15 protein-coding genes are annotated in these 16,596 nt (G+C 60.3%); 4 read left to right on the top strand and 11 right to left on the bottom strand.

Annotated features, from left to right (window positions below; translation table 11 throughout):
• Position 1: 1 nt before the first annotated feature.
• The 9 genes from KHO53_RS23800 to KHO53_RS23760 all read right to left on the bottom strand — a co-directional run bounded on the left by KHO53_RS23800 (position 2) and on the right by KHO53_RS23760 (position 7,400).
• Complete coding sequence (locus KHO53_RS23800; protein WP_213571034.1) at positions 2–1,219, bottom strand: AAA family ATPase; 1,218 nt, start codon at positions 1,217–1,219, stop codon at positions 2–4.
• A complete protein-coding gene (locus KHO53_RS23795; RefSeq protein ID WP_100783273.1) occupies positions 1,213–1,716 on the bottom strand; it encodes a TadE/TadG family type IV pilus assembly protein in 504 nt (167 codons plus the stop codon). The genes KHO53_RS23800 and KHO53_RS23795 overlap by 7 nt, the downstream gene beginning before the upstream one ends.
• A complete protein-coding gene (locus tag KHO53_RS23790) occupies positions 1,716–2,186 on the bottom strand; it encodes a TadE/TadG family type IV pilus assembly protein (protein ID WP_010226131.1) in 471 nt (156 codons plus the stop codon). The genes KHO53_RS23795 and KHO53_RS23790 overlap by 1 nt, the downstream gene beginning before the upstream one ends.
• An 8-nt stretch (positions 2,187–2,194) precedes the next feature.
• Complete coding sequence (locus KHO53_RS23785) at positions 2,195–3,538, bottom strand: TadE/TadG family type IV pilus assembly protein (protein ID WP_081839659.1); 1,344 nt, start codon at positions 3,536–3,538, stop codon at positions 2,195–2,197.
• 109 nt (positions 3,539–3,647) lie between these two features.
• Complete coding sequence (gene cpaB, locus KHO53_RS23780; protein WP_010226127.1) at positions 3,648–4,448, bottom strand: Flp pilus assembly protein CpaB; 801 nt, start codon at positions 4,446–4,448, stop codon at positions 3,648–3,650.
• A 16-nt stretch (positions 4,449–4,464) separates the two neighbouring features.
• A complete protein-coding gene (locus KHO53_RS23775; RefSeq protein ID WP_036995609.1) occupies positions 4,465–5,793 on the bottom strand; it encodes a DUF8689 domain-containing protein in 1,329 nt (442 codons plus the stop codon).
• Positions 5,794–5,807: 14 nt separating this feature from the next.
• Positions 5,808–6,326, bottom strand: coding sequence for an A24 family peptidase (locus KHO53_RS23770; RefSeq protein WP_010226125.1), 519 nt, complete (start codon positions 6,324–6,326; stop codon positions 5,808–5,810).
• A 29-nt stretch (positions 6,327–6,355) separates the two neighbouring features.
• Positions 6,356–6,547 carry a Flp family type IVb pilin gene (locus KHO53_RS23765; protein ID WP_010226124.1) on the bottom strand — a complete coding sequence of 64 codons (192 nt, stop codon included), beginning with the start codon at positions 6,545–6,547 and terminating at the stop codon, positions 6,356–6,358.
• Positions 6,548–7,208: 661 nt separating this feature from the next.
• The gene (locus tag KHO53_RS23760) at positions 7,209–7,400 is read right to left on the bottom strand and encodes a Flp family type IVb pilin (protein ID WP_036995610.1); all 192 of its coding nucleotides are present in this window, start codon (positions 7,398–7,400) and stop codon (positions 7,209–7,211) included.
• A 179-nt stretch (positions 7,401–7,579) separates the two neighbouring features.
• On the opposite strand from KHO53_RS23760, the gene KHO53_RS23755 reads away from it, so the two are divergent.
• Together KHO53_RS23755 and KHO53_RS23750 are read left to right on the top strand one after the other, a co-directional pair.
• On the top strand, positions 7,580–8,455 hold the full coding sequence (locus KHO53_RS23755) for a response regulator transcription factor (RefSeq protein WP_036995611.1): 876 nt from the start codon (positions 7,580–7,582) through the stop codon (positions 8,453–8,455).
• Positions 8,456–8,612: 157 nt separating this feature from the next.
• Positions 8,613–8,930, top strand: a complete 318-nt coding sequence (locus tag KHO53_RS23750; protein WP_010226121.1) for a hypothetical protein — start codon at positions 8,613–8,615, stop codon at positions 8,928–8,930.
• A 7-nt stretch (positions 8,931–8,937) separates the two neighbouring features.
• Here KHO53_RS23750 and KHO53_RS23745 read toward each other — a convergent pair whose 3' ends face one another.
• Positions 8,938–10,554 carry an ATP-binding response regulator gene (locus KHO53_RS23745; RefSeq protein ID WP_213571032.1) on the bottom strand — a complete coding sequence of 539 codons (1,617 nt, stop codon included), beginning with the start codon at positions 10,552–10,554 and terminating at the stop codon, positions 8,938–8,940.
• 115 nt (positions 10,555–10,669) lie between these two features.
• Here KHO53_RS23745 and KHO53_RS23740 point away from each other — a divergent pair, with 115 nt between their 5' ends.
• Complete coding sequence (locus KHO53_RS23740) at positions 10,670–11,281, top strand: LuxR C-terminal-related transcriptional regulator (RefSeq protein WP_010226118.1); 612 nt, start codon at positions 10,670–10,672, stop codon at positions 11,279–11,281.
• A 220-nt stretch (positions 11,282–11,501) separates the two neighbouring features.
• Positions 11,502–15,020, top strand: a complete 3,519-nt coding sequence (locus tag KHO53_RS23735; protein ID WP_213571030.1) for a P-loop NTPase fold protein — start codon at positions 11,502–11,504, stop codon at positions 15,018–15,020.
• Positions 15,021–15,104: 84 nt separating this feature from the next.
• On the opposite strand, the gene KHO53_RS23730 is transcribed toward KHO53_RS23735, so the two are convergent.
• On the bottom strand, positions 15,105–16,580 hold the full coding sequence (locus tag KHO53_RS23730) for a TolC family protein (protein ID WP_213571028.1): 1,476 nt from the start codon (positions 16,578–16,580) through the stop codon (positions 15,105–15,107).
• Positions 16,581–16,596 lie beyond the last annotated feature (16 nt).

Raw genomic sequence — 16,596 nt, 5'->3', positions numbered from 1 at the left:
CTTAACCTCCGAACAAACGGCTAAAGGTACGTTTAAACAGCCCCCGCTCGCTGGCCACCACCCCGATCAGGTTCTGGTTCAGCTCACGCATGGCTAAAGTCACGGCTGCACGCGGCGCGTGGACCTCCAGCGGTACACCGCTGTTCTGGCTTTCACTGACCACCGAATAGTCGTTGGGGAGCTTCTGCACGTCGGTGCAGCGCAGGGCCTCGGTAATGTCCTTGAGGCTGACCGGCGAGGTTTTGTTGTAGCGATTGACCACCACCTGCAAGCGATTGCCCTGCACACCCAGGTCGTCGCGCAGGATGCGTGTCAGGCGCGTGCCGTCTTTCAGGTGGCTGAGACTCTGTTGCATCACGATGTAGATCCGGTCCGCCTGCTCCAGCGTGACGCCTGTGAGGTGGTCGATTTGCCGCGGCAAATCCACCACCACCCAGTCATAGGTACTGCGCGCCAGCCGCAACAGGCTTTCCAGTTGTTCCAGGCGAACATCCTGCGACAGGCACAGTTCACCCGTACGGCCACTGAGGACATGCAGGGTCGGGCTGAAGTGGCTGCAGAAACCGCGCAAGGCGATGCTGTCCAGCTCGTCGACCTGTTTCAACACTTCCATGTGGCTGTGTGTCGGCTGTACATCCAGGCAGTGGGCCACCGTGCCGAACTGCAGATCCAGGTCCAGCAGCAGGGTTCTGCCACCGCGGATGCTCAGCTGATGGGCCAGATTACAGGCCAGCATGGTGGCGCCCGATCCGCCCTTGGCATTCATCACCGCCACCAGCTTGCCGCCTGTGCCCTGTTCGGCATGGACCTCCAGCAACATGCGGTTGATTGCCGCCTGCAGGTCGTCAGCCGCCACTGGCTCGGGCAAGAAATCCCGGGCGCCGGCCTGCATCGCCATGCGCATGCCTTCACGCTCATCCAGCGGGCCGCAGACCAACAATGGCGGTCGCTCTTTGAGCGGATGCTGCAGCAGGGCCGCCAGCTCCTCGCGCCACAAGTGGCTGACCCGCAACAGCAACAAGTCAGGCATTTGCTCCAGCCCATACAGCGGGTCGGTGTGACCGTTGCTCACCAGGCGCGTGTTGACGTTCAGGTTGGGCAAACCCTGGCTCAACGCTTTCAGATGGTTCAACGCCGTCACGTCACGTCCACTGATCAATAGGCGCATGCCTGCTTTTTCAGTCACGCTGGCGACGGGAGCTTCTTTGGTATTTAGCATGGCGTAATCTCCGGGGTGACTCCCGCCTCGGGTTGCCGACCAAGGCTTTCACGCGGCACGGTCGACCTGTACACCGGCAGGGTGAACCCCCCACCGAACCCGGGGATCAACAGCTTGAAGGTGAAGTTGCTCAGTTGTAACTGGATATAGCGAATGGCTCGAAAGCCGCTGGCGCCGCTGAGGTCGCCGGGGCTTGCGACCACCGCACCGTCCTCGTCCAGGTAGACCAGGTTCAGGTTGGCCGTGGCCAGGTTGCCGATCAGACTGCTCGTACCACTGTTAGTGGCCGCATTGAAAATGGCCCGACGCAAAATCACCGGGTCATGGATATCGCACACCGCCGCCAGGCGAGCACCGCGGCGAACGCTTTCATTCAGTGCGTTGACGGTGAAATACAGTCGGCCCATTTCCAGCACGCCGAACAGCAAGGTGAAAAACACCAGGCTGGTAATCGCGAACTCGACGACATACACACCGCGCATACGCTTGAGATTCATCATAAGGCCCTCATCACCACGGTAGAGGTCAACGTCAGGCCAAGCGGTTCGCTCTGGCCATAGAACGCAGGTAGTGCGCTACCGATCACCGGCAAGAAGGTGTAGTTGATACTGACCTGGACGTGATCAGTGCCCACTACCGTCACCGAGACTTTTCCGGTGGTCAGCCCCGGTACCACCGCCGGGTAGCCATTGGGGTTGGCCGGCACACCGTACACCGCAACGCTCTGGGCCTGGGCGCGAAGCGTGTCGCTCACTTCGACCTTGCCCAAGGTTGCATTCCAGGCCTGGCCGGCGACAAAACGTCCAGCATCCCGACTGGCTTGCATCAGGCTGTTGTACTGGAACAGCATGCGGCCGAACTCACCGAAGGTGAACAGCAGCAGTACCAGCAGTGGCAGCGTAATCACCATTTCCACCATCGCCAGCCCACGCTGGGCCTGCGGCGGCTTGCGTCCACGGTGTCCCATAAGGCCTCCTAAGAGTCGGTACTCGGTGTCTGGCTGTTATCGATATAGGTTTTGTACAGCTGAATGATTTGCGGGCCTGCGTCGTTGACAGGATTGGGGCCGGGCACATTGTCGCCCTCGCACTGTTTGACGAACTGGCCGAATATCTGCGCCGAGTTGCCCTGTTGATTGGCCGGTTGCATCACGTAATAGCAGCCGAAGCTCAACACCGGAATCGACGACGCCCCGTCGTTCTTGCCGGAGCAATCGCCGATCACCACTTTCAGGATCCGCCGCTCGAACGCGCCGTTGCCCAGGCAGCCGCCGCCGGTGCCGGCAACACACGCGGCAGAGGCCCGTGCCCAGTCGTTGTAGTCGTACAGGGCTTCACCACCGGCGGTGACGAGGTTGCCATTGGTGGAGGTGACGGTCTGGTTGTTGTACTGGATCTGTTCCGGTGTACCGGTGTACGTCAACGACTTGGCATTGACCGCAATCACCAGGTCCGGCGGATAGTCCGCAGCACTGAGGCCACCTGAGTATTCGTTGAAGCGCGTATTCAGCCCTTGAGAGGCAGGCCCTACGGTGTTGCCCGGCTTGGTCAGGACGTTGTCGCCGACGCTATTGCACTGATTGATTCCGCCCGCCAGGCCTTGCCTCACGGTGTTGCCGCCCGAGCCGAAGTCGAGCAGCTGAAAATTGCCGGGGCCGATTGCCGAACTGTTGTTCGCCGCCGTTTTCAACACTTGCAAATCACCGAACTTGAACCCCCAGAACATCCCGGTAGCGGGGTCGTTCTTGCTCGGGTCGCCACACACCATCAGCGGCGTGATATTACACGGGCTGGCAGGGCTGGGGCCGGCGGTGGCCACCGCGGCCACGGCCTTGTTCGGGGCAACGCCATCGCCGATCGCCTTCAATATGCCCCAGAAAAAACCGCTCAGCGGGTAATTGGGCACCGAAACCCGTACATAGCTCGCATTGGCCGGGCCCGGAAAGGAAAAAGGCCCATAGACACTGGCAGACAGCTCTACCGTGGCGAAGCCGGAAACATTATTGCCAACAGCGCTGGCCAGTTCCTTGTTGCCACTGGCGTTGGCATTAAGCGTCAGTGTGCCCAGGGCAGCGGCTTGCGTAAGGCTGGCCGAGCCGGTTGCACCGTATACCTCGCTGAGCGTCTTGGCCCCGCTCAGGGCTGCGGCATCGACAGCATTTTGCAGCCGCGCCTTGTTTACCAGCATATGCCCGCCGTCCAGCGCAAAAGCCCCCATCACCAGGATGGCGGCCATGGCGATCACCGCCAGCACAATAATCGTTCCGCGCTGTTGCCCTGGAAACGCACGGAGTGGTTGGTGGATACGTGCTCTCATCATCAAGCCCTCCAGAGTTCTGCCGACCTTGATCTGCCGGGTGCCGTCGCCCACCACCGCCAAGCGGCGACGCTACCTGGCGGGCGATGCCTGCAACGGTTGCGCCTGTCAGCTACAGAGTGTTCACGCGTTTGACTTCGATACCGCGGATCAGCGTGATACCACTGACGTCAGATCCGCCCTTGCGCTGGACGATCTGCTTGACCGGCGGCACTGGCGCAACCTGGGCCAGCTCCACCGGTTTGGTGACCGGTAGCTTGTTGTTGTCCAGTGGATTGCGCAGGGCCAGTTGCAGCTTCCCGTCCGTCATGCCCTTGACCAGCAGTTCCGCTTCGTCGGGCGTCATTTCCAGGGTGACCGCACGTACCACCACCGGCTGGGTCTTGTCGGTACTGGCGGTCTGGTCCACTGCCAGTACCCGCAAGTCCTCCAGAATGGTGCGGGACTCGGCGTTACCGGTATTACCTGTCTGCTTGGTCGCCAGGACATCGACGCGATTACCCGGCAAGAGGAACCCGCCCACCCCCACCACATCATCCACACGTACCGAAATCGCACGTTTGGTGGGTTCGATCAGCGAGGCCAGCGTGCTCCCGCCCAGGTGCGCGGCCAGACGCGCACCGCGCACGATATCGCCGTTCAACATGGAGAACGTGGCGATTTTGCCGACGACCTTGTCGATGGCATCGAAGGCATCGTCGGGTACCGTGTCCTTGGGCATGCGCACCAGTGTCACCTGTTGCGCCTCGACCATTTGCCCGAAAGCGATTTCCACGGTGGCCACCACCACGTTCTGCTGATTATCGTCGGGGCTGGCGTTGAGCCGGGCACTGAGCCAGGTGTTGGCCATCCATGCGGCGCCCAACCCGAGGATCACGGACAAGGCAATCAAGATGAAAGTACGAGAACTCATGGCGATATCTCCTTACCTATCCAAGGAAGTCGAGCTGTACGAAATAGTTGTGCCATGCCCACTCCAGCTCCTGCGCCGACAACTGCCCTGTGCCGCCTAGGTAACGCTGGCGGTCGAGGGCCATGTTCAACAGGTCACGTGGGTGGCAAGGCACCAGCGGCATGTTTTCAACGCCGTAGAGTTCCTCAAGCACGTAGTGCAGTAGCTGCGGGTCGTGAGACATACCCAGGCGTTCACTTTCCTGGCGCCAGATGCGTTCGTACTCTTCGGCTTTCAGGTAGCCGAATTGCAGCTTGTAGCCAATGCGCCGCAAAAACGCTTCGTCGGCCAGCTCCAGCGGATTGAGGTTGGTGGAAAACACCAGGATCAGGTCGAACGGCAGCTCACAGTGCCGCCCACCGCCGAGGTTAAGAAAATCACGTTTCTCCTCCATCGGCACGATCCAGCGGTTGAACAGCTCGGCCGGCGACATGCGTTGACGCCCCATGTCATCGATGACAAACAGGCCATTGCTGGCCTTGAGCTGCAGTGGCGCCTGGTACTGGCGCGTGAAAGGGTCGTAGCGGACATCCAGCTGCTCCATGCTCAATTCGCCGCCGGTAATGACGATCGGGCGTTCACAGCGCAGTAGCCGGCGATCGACCCCTTCGTCGAGCAGCAGATTGCTCTGCAGTTCATCGTCGCCAACCAGGCGCCGGTGTACCTGTGGGTCGTAAATCTCGATCACCGCATCGTTGATTGCAATGGCATGAGGTACCCAGATGGTTTCGTCAAACAGGCGTATCAAGCGGCTGCTGACATAGGTTTTGCCAGTGCCCGCCGGCCCGTAGATCATGATGGCGCGGCCGGAATTGAGCGCCACACCCAGTTGGTCGAGCATGCTTTGCGCCAGGACCACCCCGCCAAAGGCGTGTTGCATGTCTTGGGCATTGATCCGACCGTGGTGAATGGTCTGCAGCTTGAGCAGCGCGCGATAGCTACTCACCGGAAAAGGCGCCGCACCGATATAGCCGCTGCGCGCCAATGCATCACGGGCGGCGCTGCGACCGCGTTCAGTCAACCCGTAGCGCAATGTTTGACCACCGGATTGCCCCAGTATTTCGACACGACCGTCTTTGCGCAGAAAGGTCAGTACTTCTTCAAGCACCGCGCCTGTCAGTGCCAGGCGTTCCACCAGCCGCGACATGTCCAGCACACCGGCATCGTGCAGATGCTTGCAGACCAGGTCACCGAGCAAGTTGTCCGCCAACCCGGTTTCACGGATGGTGCGTGGCTGTGGCGCCAGCCGCTGCACAACTTCTTCGCGCGCATCGTGAGTAACGCTGCTGTTGCTGATGGCGTACATAGTGTTCTCCTGACCTACTGGCCGAGGGGCAGCCAGAAGACACTGGTCAAAGTGCCGAGCAGGACTGCGACTGAATAGGGAAAGGGCTTGCCTGCCACTTCATCAACCGCTGGCGAGAAATAGGCCCTGGCTTTCAACATCAGCCAGTAGCGCCCCATGGTCTGCTGTACTTGACCACGCACGAGGACAATCAATACTCCGCATAGACCGCCGGCGATAAGGCTGAACAGCGCGGTCCACAGGGCATCGTGGGGAGTAAGAAAGGCGCCGACCATGGCCATTAGCTTGACATCACCGGCAGCCATCCCCCCAAAGGCATACATCGGGAGGAAAACGGCAAAACCGATCAACATACCCAGCGCCCCATAGCCAAACCCGATGACACCCAGGGTGTAAACCTGGCCGGCCAAGCCCAGCCCCAAACCCAGCAAGACCAAGAGGTTGGGAATGCGGTGATGGCGAAGATCGCTCAGCACCGCTATACCCAGCAGCCCCAGCAACGATGCAATAACGACTGATTGCTCCATGCCCATGGCTGCAACCCTCTGTGGACGGTGGGGTGTTAGCAAGTGGTGCCTTTGACTGCGCAGCCCAGGCTTTTAATGGCTGCACTGACGTTACCGCCCAGGGTGACAAATGCGGCAACAGCGCCCAGCGTTATCAACCCACCCGCCACCGCATACTCGACAATGGTCAGGCCATCTTCGTCTTTGATGAACTTCACTACCGACGTCTTGATCGATTGCAGATTCATTTTGCTCACCTCGTTCAGTGTGTTGTTTTTAGAGCAGCACTTCTGGTACTGCCTGGGTGAACATTAGTCAGAAGCACAACGCAGGGGTTAGGAGTTTTTTGCTCAACGCTAGGAGTTTTTTGCGGTATTTAGCGGCGCAAGAAAAAATACTAAGTACGCCGTCTTAAACCCGAACGCACGCGATCAATAGGGAATAACTTACATAACGTTGCAACCTAATCGCAGGCGAAACTCGGTCGCCTCCCGCTACCCTGCAAAGACCCGAAACAGCGCCAATGCGCCGAGAAACAAATCTCGCCAAACGGTCTAAGCAAGCGCTTTCTTATCAGGATTTGATCTGCTCACAGGCAACACAACGACGATACTGGTCAACGAGGAAGAAATATCAGGAGCGGGGCCAGGACAGTGAAGTCCGACGCGCCAAGAGACTGGATTGTTGGGGGGCTCGGCACGCAGGCCTTTAGCCTGCGGCGCCACGGCTGAGAAGACTCCACCTTGTCCGAACGGGATCATGGTTAATCAACCAGGCAGAGTCCATATGATGCGTTTTTATCCTCGCGACACGTCCCTCAGCCTGCGGCAAGGTGTTCGTCGCCGCCACGGCCCAGAGGCTAGCAAGCTGCTGGCGCTCTGGGCGGGGCCGACGATGCGTGTTGTGCCGCTAGCAGGTGGTGCCTTTGACTGCACAACCCAGGCTGGTAATGGCGGTAGCCACGTTACCGCCAAGTGTCACGAAAGCAGCCACGGCGCCCAGTGTAATCAAACCACCCGCTACCGCATATTCAACAATCGTCAGGCCTTCTTCGTCCTTGATGAATTTCAGCACCGACGTTTTGATCGATTGCAGATTCATTTTATTCACCTCATCTAAGTTCTATTGGCCGAGGCGGTGACTTAGTGTGCCGCCTGTTTGCATCCTAGTCAGGAGACATAACGAGGGGTTAGGAGTTTTTTATTGATTACTAGGATTATTTTGCAGCGCTGCCTGCCCGGCGAGGTTAAGAAAACGAGAAACAAGGAAGGAATGAGAAAATGAAACCTGAATCGGCCAACTTGCCATTTCTGCTGTGGTTCGATCGCACCCGGGATCGATCGGCCGAGGCGTTGGTTGCGCATTTTCGCCCGACCTGTGAATGCCGTATCGCCAAGAACGGCGAGTTGTCCGAGCTTGCGGGTGAGCGCCAGCCAGACATGGTCTGCATCCATTATGACCGCCCGGACATGCCTGGCCTCAACCTGCTGCTGGAGATCAAGCACAAGTCCCCCTCGATACCGATCGCCATGTTCACCGTACAGCACTCCGAGGAGCTTGCCGTATGGGCCATGCGCTCGCGTGTCTGGGAGTACATCGTGCTGCCCCTGTGCAACAGCGAAAAAAGCCGCTTTCTGCACGCACTGCAGCAACTCTGCGAACTGCGCCGCAGCACTCACTTCCATGCCAAGAAGCCACTGATCGAACATGGCCCGTCGCTGCCGGACAGCATCCGGCTGACCGCTGAGCACCACAAGCACCAGGCACTCAGTAACGTATTGCTCTACATCGACCAGCATTTGCGCGACAGCATCGACCAGAAAGAACTGGCAAAGCGCTGCGGCATGACCACCTTTCGCTTCAGCCGCCTGTTCAAGGAAGTCAATGGCCTGGGGTTCATGGAGTACATCCTGAGCAAACGGATGGACTTTGCCAGGGACCTGCTCGACAACAGCCAGATGCCCATCACCAGCATCGGTTACGAAGTCGGATTCAAGGACCCTTCTTATTTTGCCCGTGCCTTCAAGCAATTCGTCGGGTGTACACCTAGCGAGTACCGGCAGCTCCCTCGAGCTGAAAGCTCCGGGGCAGAATCGACCTCAACGGAAGAACTCTCGGAGGTCGTCGAAAGCCTGCGACTGGGTGCCAAACGCTGAAAGATGGCCACTGGCCATTAGCCCGTTTGTGCTAATCGACCCCCCTCTTTCCCGGCGCTATATTCCTCTTCACCCCAGTGTTCCCCAGTGCCGCTGCTTTGCGGCGCGAGGGATCGCCGTGCCTGCAACAACACAACAACACCAAGGAAGAAGCGCCATGAAACCTGCATTCAACAAGCTCACCCTGCTCAGCGCCCTGCTCGTCGCCCTCGCCGGCTGCCAGACTATGAAACCCAACGAAGATCGCCTGAAAACCACTGCCCAGACGACGATCGGCGAGCCGGTGACCAAGATTTCCAACGTGCGCAACGACAACAGCGCCACTTACTTCATCGCCAGCACCGCTTCAGGGGATTACAACTGCGAGCTGCCCAGCGGCGTCATGGTCGGGATCGCGTCGATGGGCATGGGGATGAGTGCCCACTGCTACAACAAGAACAGTGGCCGGCCGCAAAATCCGCTGCAGCGCTATTGATCCTCAGCTAAACCGGTTCTGTGCGGGGTTCACGCAACGAGCGCAAGGTGGTGCGTAACTCGGCCGGGCGCACCGGCTTGGACAGAATCGCGATCTGGCGGTCATGCAGGGCCGCCTGGATCTTCTCCACCTCATGCCCGGTGAGGATCAGCGCCGGCACCGCCCTGCCCCGTTGCGCACGTAGCTGGTCGATGCACTCGATGCCAGTGGCCTGATTGCCCAGGTCATAGTCGGCGACGATGATATCGCAGTCGCTGAGCAGGTCCTTGCCACTGGATTCGGCCTGCACCTCGCAGCCCCAGCGTTCAAGCAAGGCTTTGGTGGCCAGCAGCACGTTGCGGTCATCCTCCACCAGGCACACTTTCAGGCCGGTCAACAAGCCGACCTGGCTCGCTTGCTCTCGGGTGACCGGCTGCCGGGGTGCTTCAACCTTGCGCAAGCCCAGCAGGCTCACCGCCGTGCCATGGCCGACCCGCGAACGTATCGCCACCTGCATGTCCATCATCCGGCCCAGGCGTCTGACGATCGACAGGCCCAGGCCCACGCCTTCAACGTCCTTGTCGCGCAACTGGCGCACGCGGTAGAACTCCTCGAAGACCTTGGGCAATTCATCGGCATCAATGCCACAGCCCTGGTCATAAACGACAATGGCCAACCCATTCCCACGCTTGCGCACAGCGATCAGTACCGGCCGCTGCGGTGCGTACTTGAAGCAGTTGGACAGCACGTTCTGGACCATGGTGGCCAGCAGCGCCGGGTCAATCTGCACCCAGTGCTCGGCCACCCGCAGGCGCAGTTCGACGCCGGCCCAACGCGCCGCTTCGGCGTTCTGGCGCACCAGGTCGTGGAGCAGATCAGCCAGCTGTACGCATTGCAGGCGGGGTTGCAGGCGCCCGTTGTCGAGGGTGTACAGGTCGAGAATCGAGCGAAACAGTTGTGCGACGTTGAGCAGCGAGCGGTCGATGTTGTCGACCAGGCGCCGCTCCTCCTCGCCCAGGCGCGCTTCGCGCAGGCAAGCGGTGAACAGGCCGATCGAGTGAATCGGTTGGCGCAGGTCGTGACTGGCCTGGGCCAGAAAGCGCGACTTTTCCAGGTTGGCGGCGGTCGCTTCTTCGGAGGCCTTGCGCGTGCGCTCAAGCAGCAGGTGCGCGTACATGGGGATGACCGTACTGGTGATCATCAGCATCAGCACCATGAACGGTTGCGCCTGCCAGTAAGGGGTCAGCCGGTAAACGCAGAGCAAGGCCAACAACGCCAGGGCGGTGGCGATCGCCAGGTACCGCGAGCCATAGCGCATGCCATTGCCCAGGTTGACCCAGACCATCACCGCGTACAGCGGCAGCGCGGCCTCGCCACCCACCACCAGGCCGAAACAGGTGCCGGTGTAGTCCTGGACCATGCTGAAGATACGCCGGGCCGGATAGTGGCCCGGCCAGCGCACGATGACCTGGCGCAGGACGATCGACAGCAACAGGAACAGGACGATGTAGATCATGATCGGCAGGTACATGTTGACCTGCTGCCCGGGCAGAAAACCCAACACGCTGATATAGATCATGGCAAGGCCGGCGACAATGATCCGCAGGTTGGCCTGGTCGAGCTCGGTATTTTTCTCGAACTTCATCGGGAACATCCTTGTGCGACAGTCGTCATATCCAGTACGTACACCGGGCAGCGTCCGTGCCCGGTGGTAAAGTAACACGCCTGTAAGGAACGCCAGGCCCAGGGAGGCACTCGACATGGCATGCCGGATCATCATAGCTGACGACCACCCGCTGTTTCGCGAAGCGATGGTGGGGACTGTCCAGCGCCTGTTACCTGATGCGCTGATCGAACAAGCCGGGGATTTCGACAGCGTCCTGGCACAGGTTGCACGCGGCGCGGAGCCCGACACCCTGCTCCTTGACCTGCGCTTCCCGGGGCTTACCTGCATCACTCAGTTGGTCGACTTGCGTCAACAGTTGCGCCGCACCACCCTGATTGTGGTGTCGATGGTCGATGACCCGGAGCTGATCAGCGAAGTGATGGCCGCCGGTATCGACGGTTTCATTGGCAAGAACATCGCCCCCGACGAGATCGGCCAGGCGATTCTGGCCATTCGCGAAGGCGAAGTGCTGGTGCGTTTTGCTCCGTCCGGGTTGCTGCCGCTGGACACCAGTGCAGTGGCCACCACCCTGACCGCGCGTCAGCAAGAGGTGTTGCGCCTGATCGCCGAGGGCAAGACCAACAAGGAAATCGCCCGCGCGCTGGATATCTCGCCCTTTACCGTGCGCATTCATGTGTCGTCGTTGTTGCGCACCCTCAACGTGCCGTCGCGGGCCGCCGCGGTGAAATACGCTGTCACACCATAGGGGCCGGCTTGCCCCGCGATTTCACTACTGAAGCCCAGGCTCGTCAGGCTTTCGTCCGCTGTCGCAGTGTGAATACCCAGCATTTTTTTATCGCCAGCAAGCGTGAATCCGTCCACCGACTATATTGATAAAGCCGCCCGCTGCGGCAGGTGGGAAGCGCAGCCGTCCGTTTTTTCCACACCTTGGGACATCACCATGGACTGATATCGAGACGGCGAACATGCTCTCCAGCCAATCCTCCAGGATCACGCCTGAATCGACACCCTCATCACCGCCACTCAAATTCAACCTGAGCTGGGGGCTGCTGGCGATTGTAATGACCGTTGCAGCCGGTGTCTTGGCTCACTGGCAACCACCCTACCCTTACCCGGCCACCCCCGTTTCCGAGCGAAGCTTGGTGGACCAGCTGCTGTACCCCCTTGAGGCGAATGGTGAGTTACGGCTATGGCAACCCGCCCGCAAACTCAACTCCATCGCGGCCTCCGCAACTGGGCAATACCTTCTGGCTGTTGGCGACAGCGGCGCCGCCCTGTTCTCTGACGATAGCGGCAGGCATTGGCGCAACCAGGTCAGCGGGTTGACCGAGAACCTGACATACGCGTGGATCTCCGATGATGGCAAGCAAGGTGGTGCCGTCACGTTCTCCGGTTCGGTCTATGAGATGCGCCCCGACAGCGGCGCCTGGATATCGGATACGCGCTCATCTGCAATTCCGATAGGTTCTGCACCGCTGCCATCACCATCGCCGTACTTTAACAATCGTTCACCTCGCTGGCCCCAAGGCCTGCCACCCGGAACACAGATAAAAAGGTCCCAGAGCAAGGACAGCTCGCAAACCTCCAACGATAGTCCGTGGGGGCTGGTGGTGTCTCCAATACCTACCGACTGCAAACACGCATGGGCCGTTGGCGACTTTGGCAGCATCGTCACCAGCGCAGACTGCGGGAAAACCTGGAAGGTTAAGGCCAGCGCATTGCCTGGCAGCCTCTTCGCCATAACATTCCTGGCCGATGGCAAACGCGGCTGGGCGGCCGGGTATGCTGGCGTACTGCTGCGAACCACCGACGCGGGTGAGCACTGGCTGCCGACCGTCACCGGCATTCACTCCACGGTGACCTCGATCATGTTCCTCGAAAATGGCCACGGATGGATGGCCACCGAGGATGGGGAATTGCTGTCGAGCACGGATCTAGGGCGCTCCTGGCGTTTGATGGAACCACAACCCCAACTGCCAGGGCTACGCTGCGTCCACTTTCAAGCGGATGGACTGCGTGGCAGGATCAGCAATGGCGAGGGAGCGTCCTTGTCTACCGCAGACGGCGGCTTGACGTGGAAAAGTGTTGCCAGGGACAAGCCTGCGGACCTGCACACCATTACGTTCTCTCCAGACGGCCTGAAGGCCCCTCCCAAAGCAAAGGACGGGACGATGGTGTCCAACGATTGCGGCGCTACCTGGCACTTGCAGCCCACGCCTGATGTCGAGATGACTGCAACCGCGACCTACAGCACTGGCAACGGCCTTGGCTGGATGGCGGGCGAGGACGGCCAGATGGTTGCAAGCGTCGACGGCGCGGCGCAAAAAAGCTACTCGCCGGCACGCTCCATGCGCTTGGCCATGTGGTTCAGTGACGCCAACAACGGCTGGGCCGTCGGCCTGCACCCTGCCCTCACGCGCACCCGGGACGGCGGCAAAACCTGGGCAATCGTGCCCACTCCGATTCAATACTCCCGCTACCCTGCGCCGTGGTTCTGGGCATCGCTGCTGCTGATCGCCTGGATGTGGATGCGTGCATTCCAGACCCGACCGCCCCCCGTGGAGGATGGCGTCGCCACCATGGCCGCGTCGGATGCGCCAACCCAAGACTTCTGCCAAGACCGCCTGCGCTTCGGCCCACTGGCCAAAGGCATTTCGCGTTTTCTGCGCAACGAGGCCACGGAGCCGCCGCTGACGCTTGCTGTTTCCGGCGACTGGGGTACCGGCAAGAGCAGCCTGATGACGTTGATTTGCAAAGACTTGCAGAACAACGGCTGCCGCCCGGTATGGTTCAACGCCTGGCATCACCAGAAAGATGAGCAGTTGCTCGCCGCATTGCTCAGTGCCGTGCGCGAGCAGTCGCTGCCTTCCTTTTTCGAACCGAGCGGGTGGATATTCCGCTGGCGACTGCTGGTACTACGCACGAAAAGGCATTGGTTCGTGGCCAGCCTGTTGGCACTGTCCGCGGTCTGGTTGGGGGCCTACCTGTCGGCTCATGAGGCAGGTCAATGGCAGTCGCTTTCGACACTGCTCGATAAAGCCTCGGCGCCCCAGGACGACGGGATCACGCTGGCGTTTCTCGGATCGCTGAATCTGGGGCCACTGGCGGCGAAACTGGCAGGGCTGGTTACAGCGTTCGTTGCCTTGCGCAAGACGCTAACCGCCTTCGGCGCGGATCCGGCCGTGTTGCTGTCCAACTCGGTAGAACAGTTTCGACTCAAGGAAGCGAATGCCCTGACCAGCTTCCGCTCACGGTTCGCCAAGGAGTTCGAGGAGGTCACCCAGTGTTTGCCCGGGCGCTTGGTGGTGGTGATCGATGACCTGGACCGTTGTCGCGCAGAGGCTGTTCTGGAGGTAATGGAAGCCGTCAATTTTCTGGTGTCATCAGGCAAATGCTTTGTCATCTTTGGCATGGCTACCAACCGGGTACAGGCGGCGCTGGCGTTGTCCTTTGAAAAGATCGCCCAGGAAATGACCGAACTCGACAGCTCTAGCCAAGCGCCGCTCACGGCTGAGGCAAAAGCCGAGTTGGAACGTATGCGGCGACGCAAATACGCCCGTGACTACCTGGAAAAGCTGATCAATCTGGAGATCGCAGTACCGGATACTCCCAGCGATAAACCGCACTCCTTGCTGGAGGAAACCGCAGCCGACTCAACGCCACAGACGGCCCTTTTCAAACGACTGAAGATTGCAGTCACTACGGCTTTTTGTCTTGTTGCACTCGGCTATGCATGGCATTCAGGCCAGCACTTTCAACTCCCGCTGGCCTCGGCGCAAGCTTACGAAACCACGACAAACAAAACAGCTGCGACACCCCCTGCCAGCGTACCCGACGACAACAAACAAGGCAGCTCCGCACTGCCTGAAAGCAATCTTGACAGCGCCGTCACAGCCAACCCCTTCCCGCCGAACGAAGCGTTGGATGCGCGTAACGATATCGCCTTTACGGTCGTAGCGATCATCGTGCTGCTGGTTACCACGGGTTTGACCTATGCGCTTTGGCGTTTGCGCCGCACTCTGTACAGGGTACAGGACTCACCAGCGTTCAAAGCGTCCCTGGTGGCATGGTCGCCATTGGTCCAGAAGCATCGCAGAACACCTCGAGCGCTCAAGCGTTTTGCCAATCGCTTGCGTTACCTGGCGATGCTGCAGCAGGCCCAGCGGTTCGATCAGTCCGGTTGGGACATACTGCCAAGGCGTCTAAGGGAGTGGCTAGGGCTGACAGTTGCATCCGGATCTACGGCGGCCGAAGCCAGTATTGCTGAACACCGGATCGTGGCCCTGGGCGCGCTCTATGAGGTGTTCGGTAGCGACTGGAAGAACTGCGCCAAAGACCATCTCCCCGAGAGTGAACTCGCCGACCTGGCCAAGGTGTCGATCAAGGCCTACTGTGCGCCAGGCCTGGGGGTCACTTGGCCGCCCTCGGAGGAGGAGATACAGCGTTTTGCCCAATCATTGGCTGGGGTGCGTATTCCTTCTTGATAGCTTTTTCCAACGAATCTCGGCCTCATGGGCAGGACCAGATCGAATGCCAGTGTTCGACCTGGTGAGGCCCTCCCCCAGCCATCAACGCACCCAGCGCGACTCGCTGCTTTGCAATGCCGCGGCAATGGTATCGAGGCGGTTGTTCGGCAGGGTCTCGGGCAGCAGATCGGTCCCGGCGCTGACGAACAGCTGCGCATGGGCATTGCGCAGTTCGGCATAGGCCAGGTCTCGCTTGAGCTGGGTCTGCAGGTTGTTGAGCTCGCCCTGTATCAGTTCCAGCTCACCGATGTTCTGGGTCTGATAGCGGTTGCGCAACTGCCCGGCAATTTCCCCGTCCAGGGTTGCCAGCTCTTCGCTGGTACGGAACTGCCGGGTCGCCTCGTTGAAGTTGGCGTTGGCCACATACAGTTGTGCCAGGACCGCCATCGACATCGCCTGGCGCCGGGCTGCCGCCACGTCCTCACCGGCCTTGGCAACCTTGATGGCAGCCGGTGCCGAGAGCACATTGAACAGGTTCCAGGTGACCTTGACGCCGTAGTCCGCCCAGCTCTGGTTGACCAGGAAGGAGTTGCTGTCGTAATGCCCACCGGCGGAAAACTCCAGGCCCGGCAGCAAGCGCAACATGGCCTTGCGGGTTTCCGCCGCGCTGATGCGTGCCTGGTAATCCTGCTCGCGCAGTTCCGGCCGGCTGGCCAGGGCCTGCTGCTCAAGCTGGGCGAAATCGCCTTTGAACTGCGGCAGCGCATAGCCCTCCTGCGGCGCCAGGCTGAAATCGGTGTTCAACGGCAGGTTGATCAGCGCCGCCAGTTCGGTCTTGGCCAGCGACAAGGCGCGGCGCTGTTCTTCCAGCTGGCGGGTCGCTTCGATCAGCGCACGCTGATAGCTGAGCACCTGTACCGGGTCGCCCAGGCGCTGCGCACTCATGTGCTGGCTATTGCTGCGCGCCTCGGCGATGCGCCCCATGAGGCTGTCGATCTGGGTCAGCAAACGCTGCGCCGCCACGGCGCGCCAATAGGCCGAGCGTACATCCTGGGTGATGGTATGGATGACCTTGCGCCGGCGCTCCTGGAGAATCAGGCGCTGGTCGGCCTGCTGCTTGGCGCTGACATAGCTGACACCGAAGTCGAGGACGTTCCAGACCATGGTCAGGTCGGCCACCTCGCGATCGCGGTCCTGGGAGGTCGAGGGTTCCAGGGACTGGGTACCCGTTCGCACGCTCTGGCTGCTGGACGCACTGACATTGTTACGCCCGGCATAACCGGCTTCCAGTGCCATGCGCGGCAACATGTCGAAGCTCGCCAGGTCGACCTGGCGCTTGGCCAGCGCTTCTTCCATGACTTTCAGCCGCGCCTCGAGGTTGTACTTCACCGCCCGTGCCATTGCCTGATGCAAGGTCAGCGGCCCCCTGAGCGGTTCCTGGTCCTTGAACATCGCGCTGATATCGGCACGTGCACGGTCCTCGCTGACCTGCCTGTCTATCGGCTGGCTGGTGACCGCACAGCCGCTGATGGCGAATGCCAAGACGCTGACCCCGAGCAATTTATGGTTATTTTTCATCCTTGGGCCGCCCCCT

This window comes from Pseudomonas sp. RC2C2 (genome assembly GCF_018390435.1).
In the GTDB taxonomy this organism is placed as follows: Bacteria; Pseudomonadota; Gammaproteobacteria; order Pseudomonadales; family Pseudomonadaceae; genus Aquipseudomonas; species Aquipseudomonas donghuensis.
This window is presented reverse-complemented; position numbering and strand designations above follow the sequence as displayed.

Excerpts from the sequence above, each read along its gene's own strand:
- KHO53_RS23800 (WP_213571034.1), bottom strand. The coding sequence starts at position 1,219 with ATGCTAAATACCAAAGAAGCTCCCGTCGCCAGCGTGACTGAAAAAGCA.
- KHO53_RS23795 (WP_100783273.1), bottom strand. The coding sequence starts at position 1,716 with ATGAATCTCAAGCGTATGCGCGGTGTGTATGTCGTCGAGTTCGCGATT.
- KHO53_RS23790 (WP_010226131.1), bottom strand. The coding sequence starts at position 2,186 with ATGGGACACCGTGGACGCAAGCCGCCGCAGGCCCAGCGTGGGCTGGCG.
- KHO53_RS23785 (WP_081839659.1), bottom strand. The coding sequence starts at position 3,538 with ATGATGAGAGCACGTATCCACCAACCACTCCGTGCGTTTCCAGGGCAA.
- cpaB (WP_010226127.1), bottom strand. The coding sequence starts at position 4,448 with ATGAGTTCTCGTACTTTCATCTTGATTGCCTTGTCCGTGATCCTCGGG.
- KHO53_RS23775 (WP_036995609.1), bottom strand. The coding sequence starts at position 5,793 with ATGTACGCCATCAGCAACAGCAGCGTTACTCACGATGCGCGCGAAGAA.
- KHO53_RS23770 (WP_010226125.1), bottom strand. The coding sequence starts at position 6,326 with ATGGGCATGGAGCAATCAGTCGTTATTGCATCGTTGCTGGGGCTGCTG.
- KHO53_RS23765 (WP_010226124.1), bottom strand. The coding sequence starts at position 6,547 with ATGAATCTGCAATCGATCAAGACGTCGGTAGTGAAGTTCATCAAAGAC.
- KHO53_RS23760 (WP_036995610.1), bottom strand. The coding sequence starts at position 7,400 with ATGAATCTGCAATCGATCAAAACGTCGGTGCTGAAATTCATCAAGGAC.
- KHO53_RS23755 (WP_036995611.1), top strand. The coding sequence starts at position 7,580 with ATGAAACCTGAATCGGCCAACTTGCCATTTCTGCTGTGGTTCGATCGC.
- KHO53_RS23750 (WP_010226121.1), top strand. The coding sequence starts at position 8,613 with ATGAAACCTGCATTCAACAAGCTCACCCTGCTCAGCGCCCTGCTCGTC.
- KHO53_RS23745 (WP_213571032.1), bottom strand. The coding sequence starts at position 10,554 with ATGAAGTTCGAGAAAAATACCGAGCTCGACCAGGCCAACCTGCGGATC.
- KHO53_RS23740 (WP_010226118.1), top strand. The coding sequence starts at position 10,670 with ATGGCATGCCGGATCATCATAGCTGACGACCACCCGCTGTTTCGCGAA.
- KHO53_RS23735 (WP_213571030.1), top strand. The coding sequence starts at position 11,502 with ATGCTCTCCAGCCAATCCTCCAGGATCACGCCTGAATCGACACCCTCA.
- KHO53_RS23730 (WP_213571028.1), bottom strand. The coding sequence starts at position 16,580 with ATGAAAAATAACCATAAATTGCTCGGGGTCAGCGTCTTGGCATTCGCC.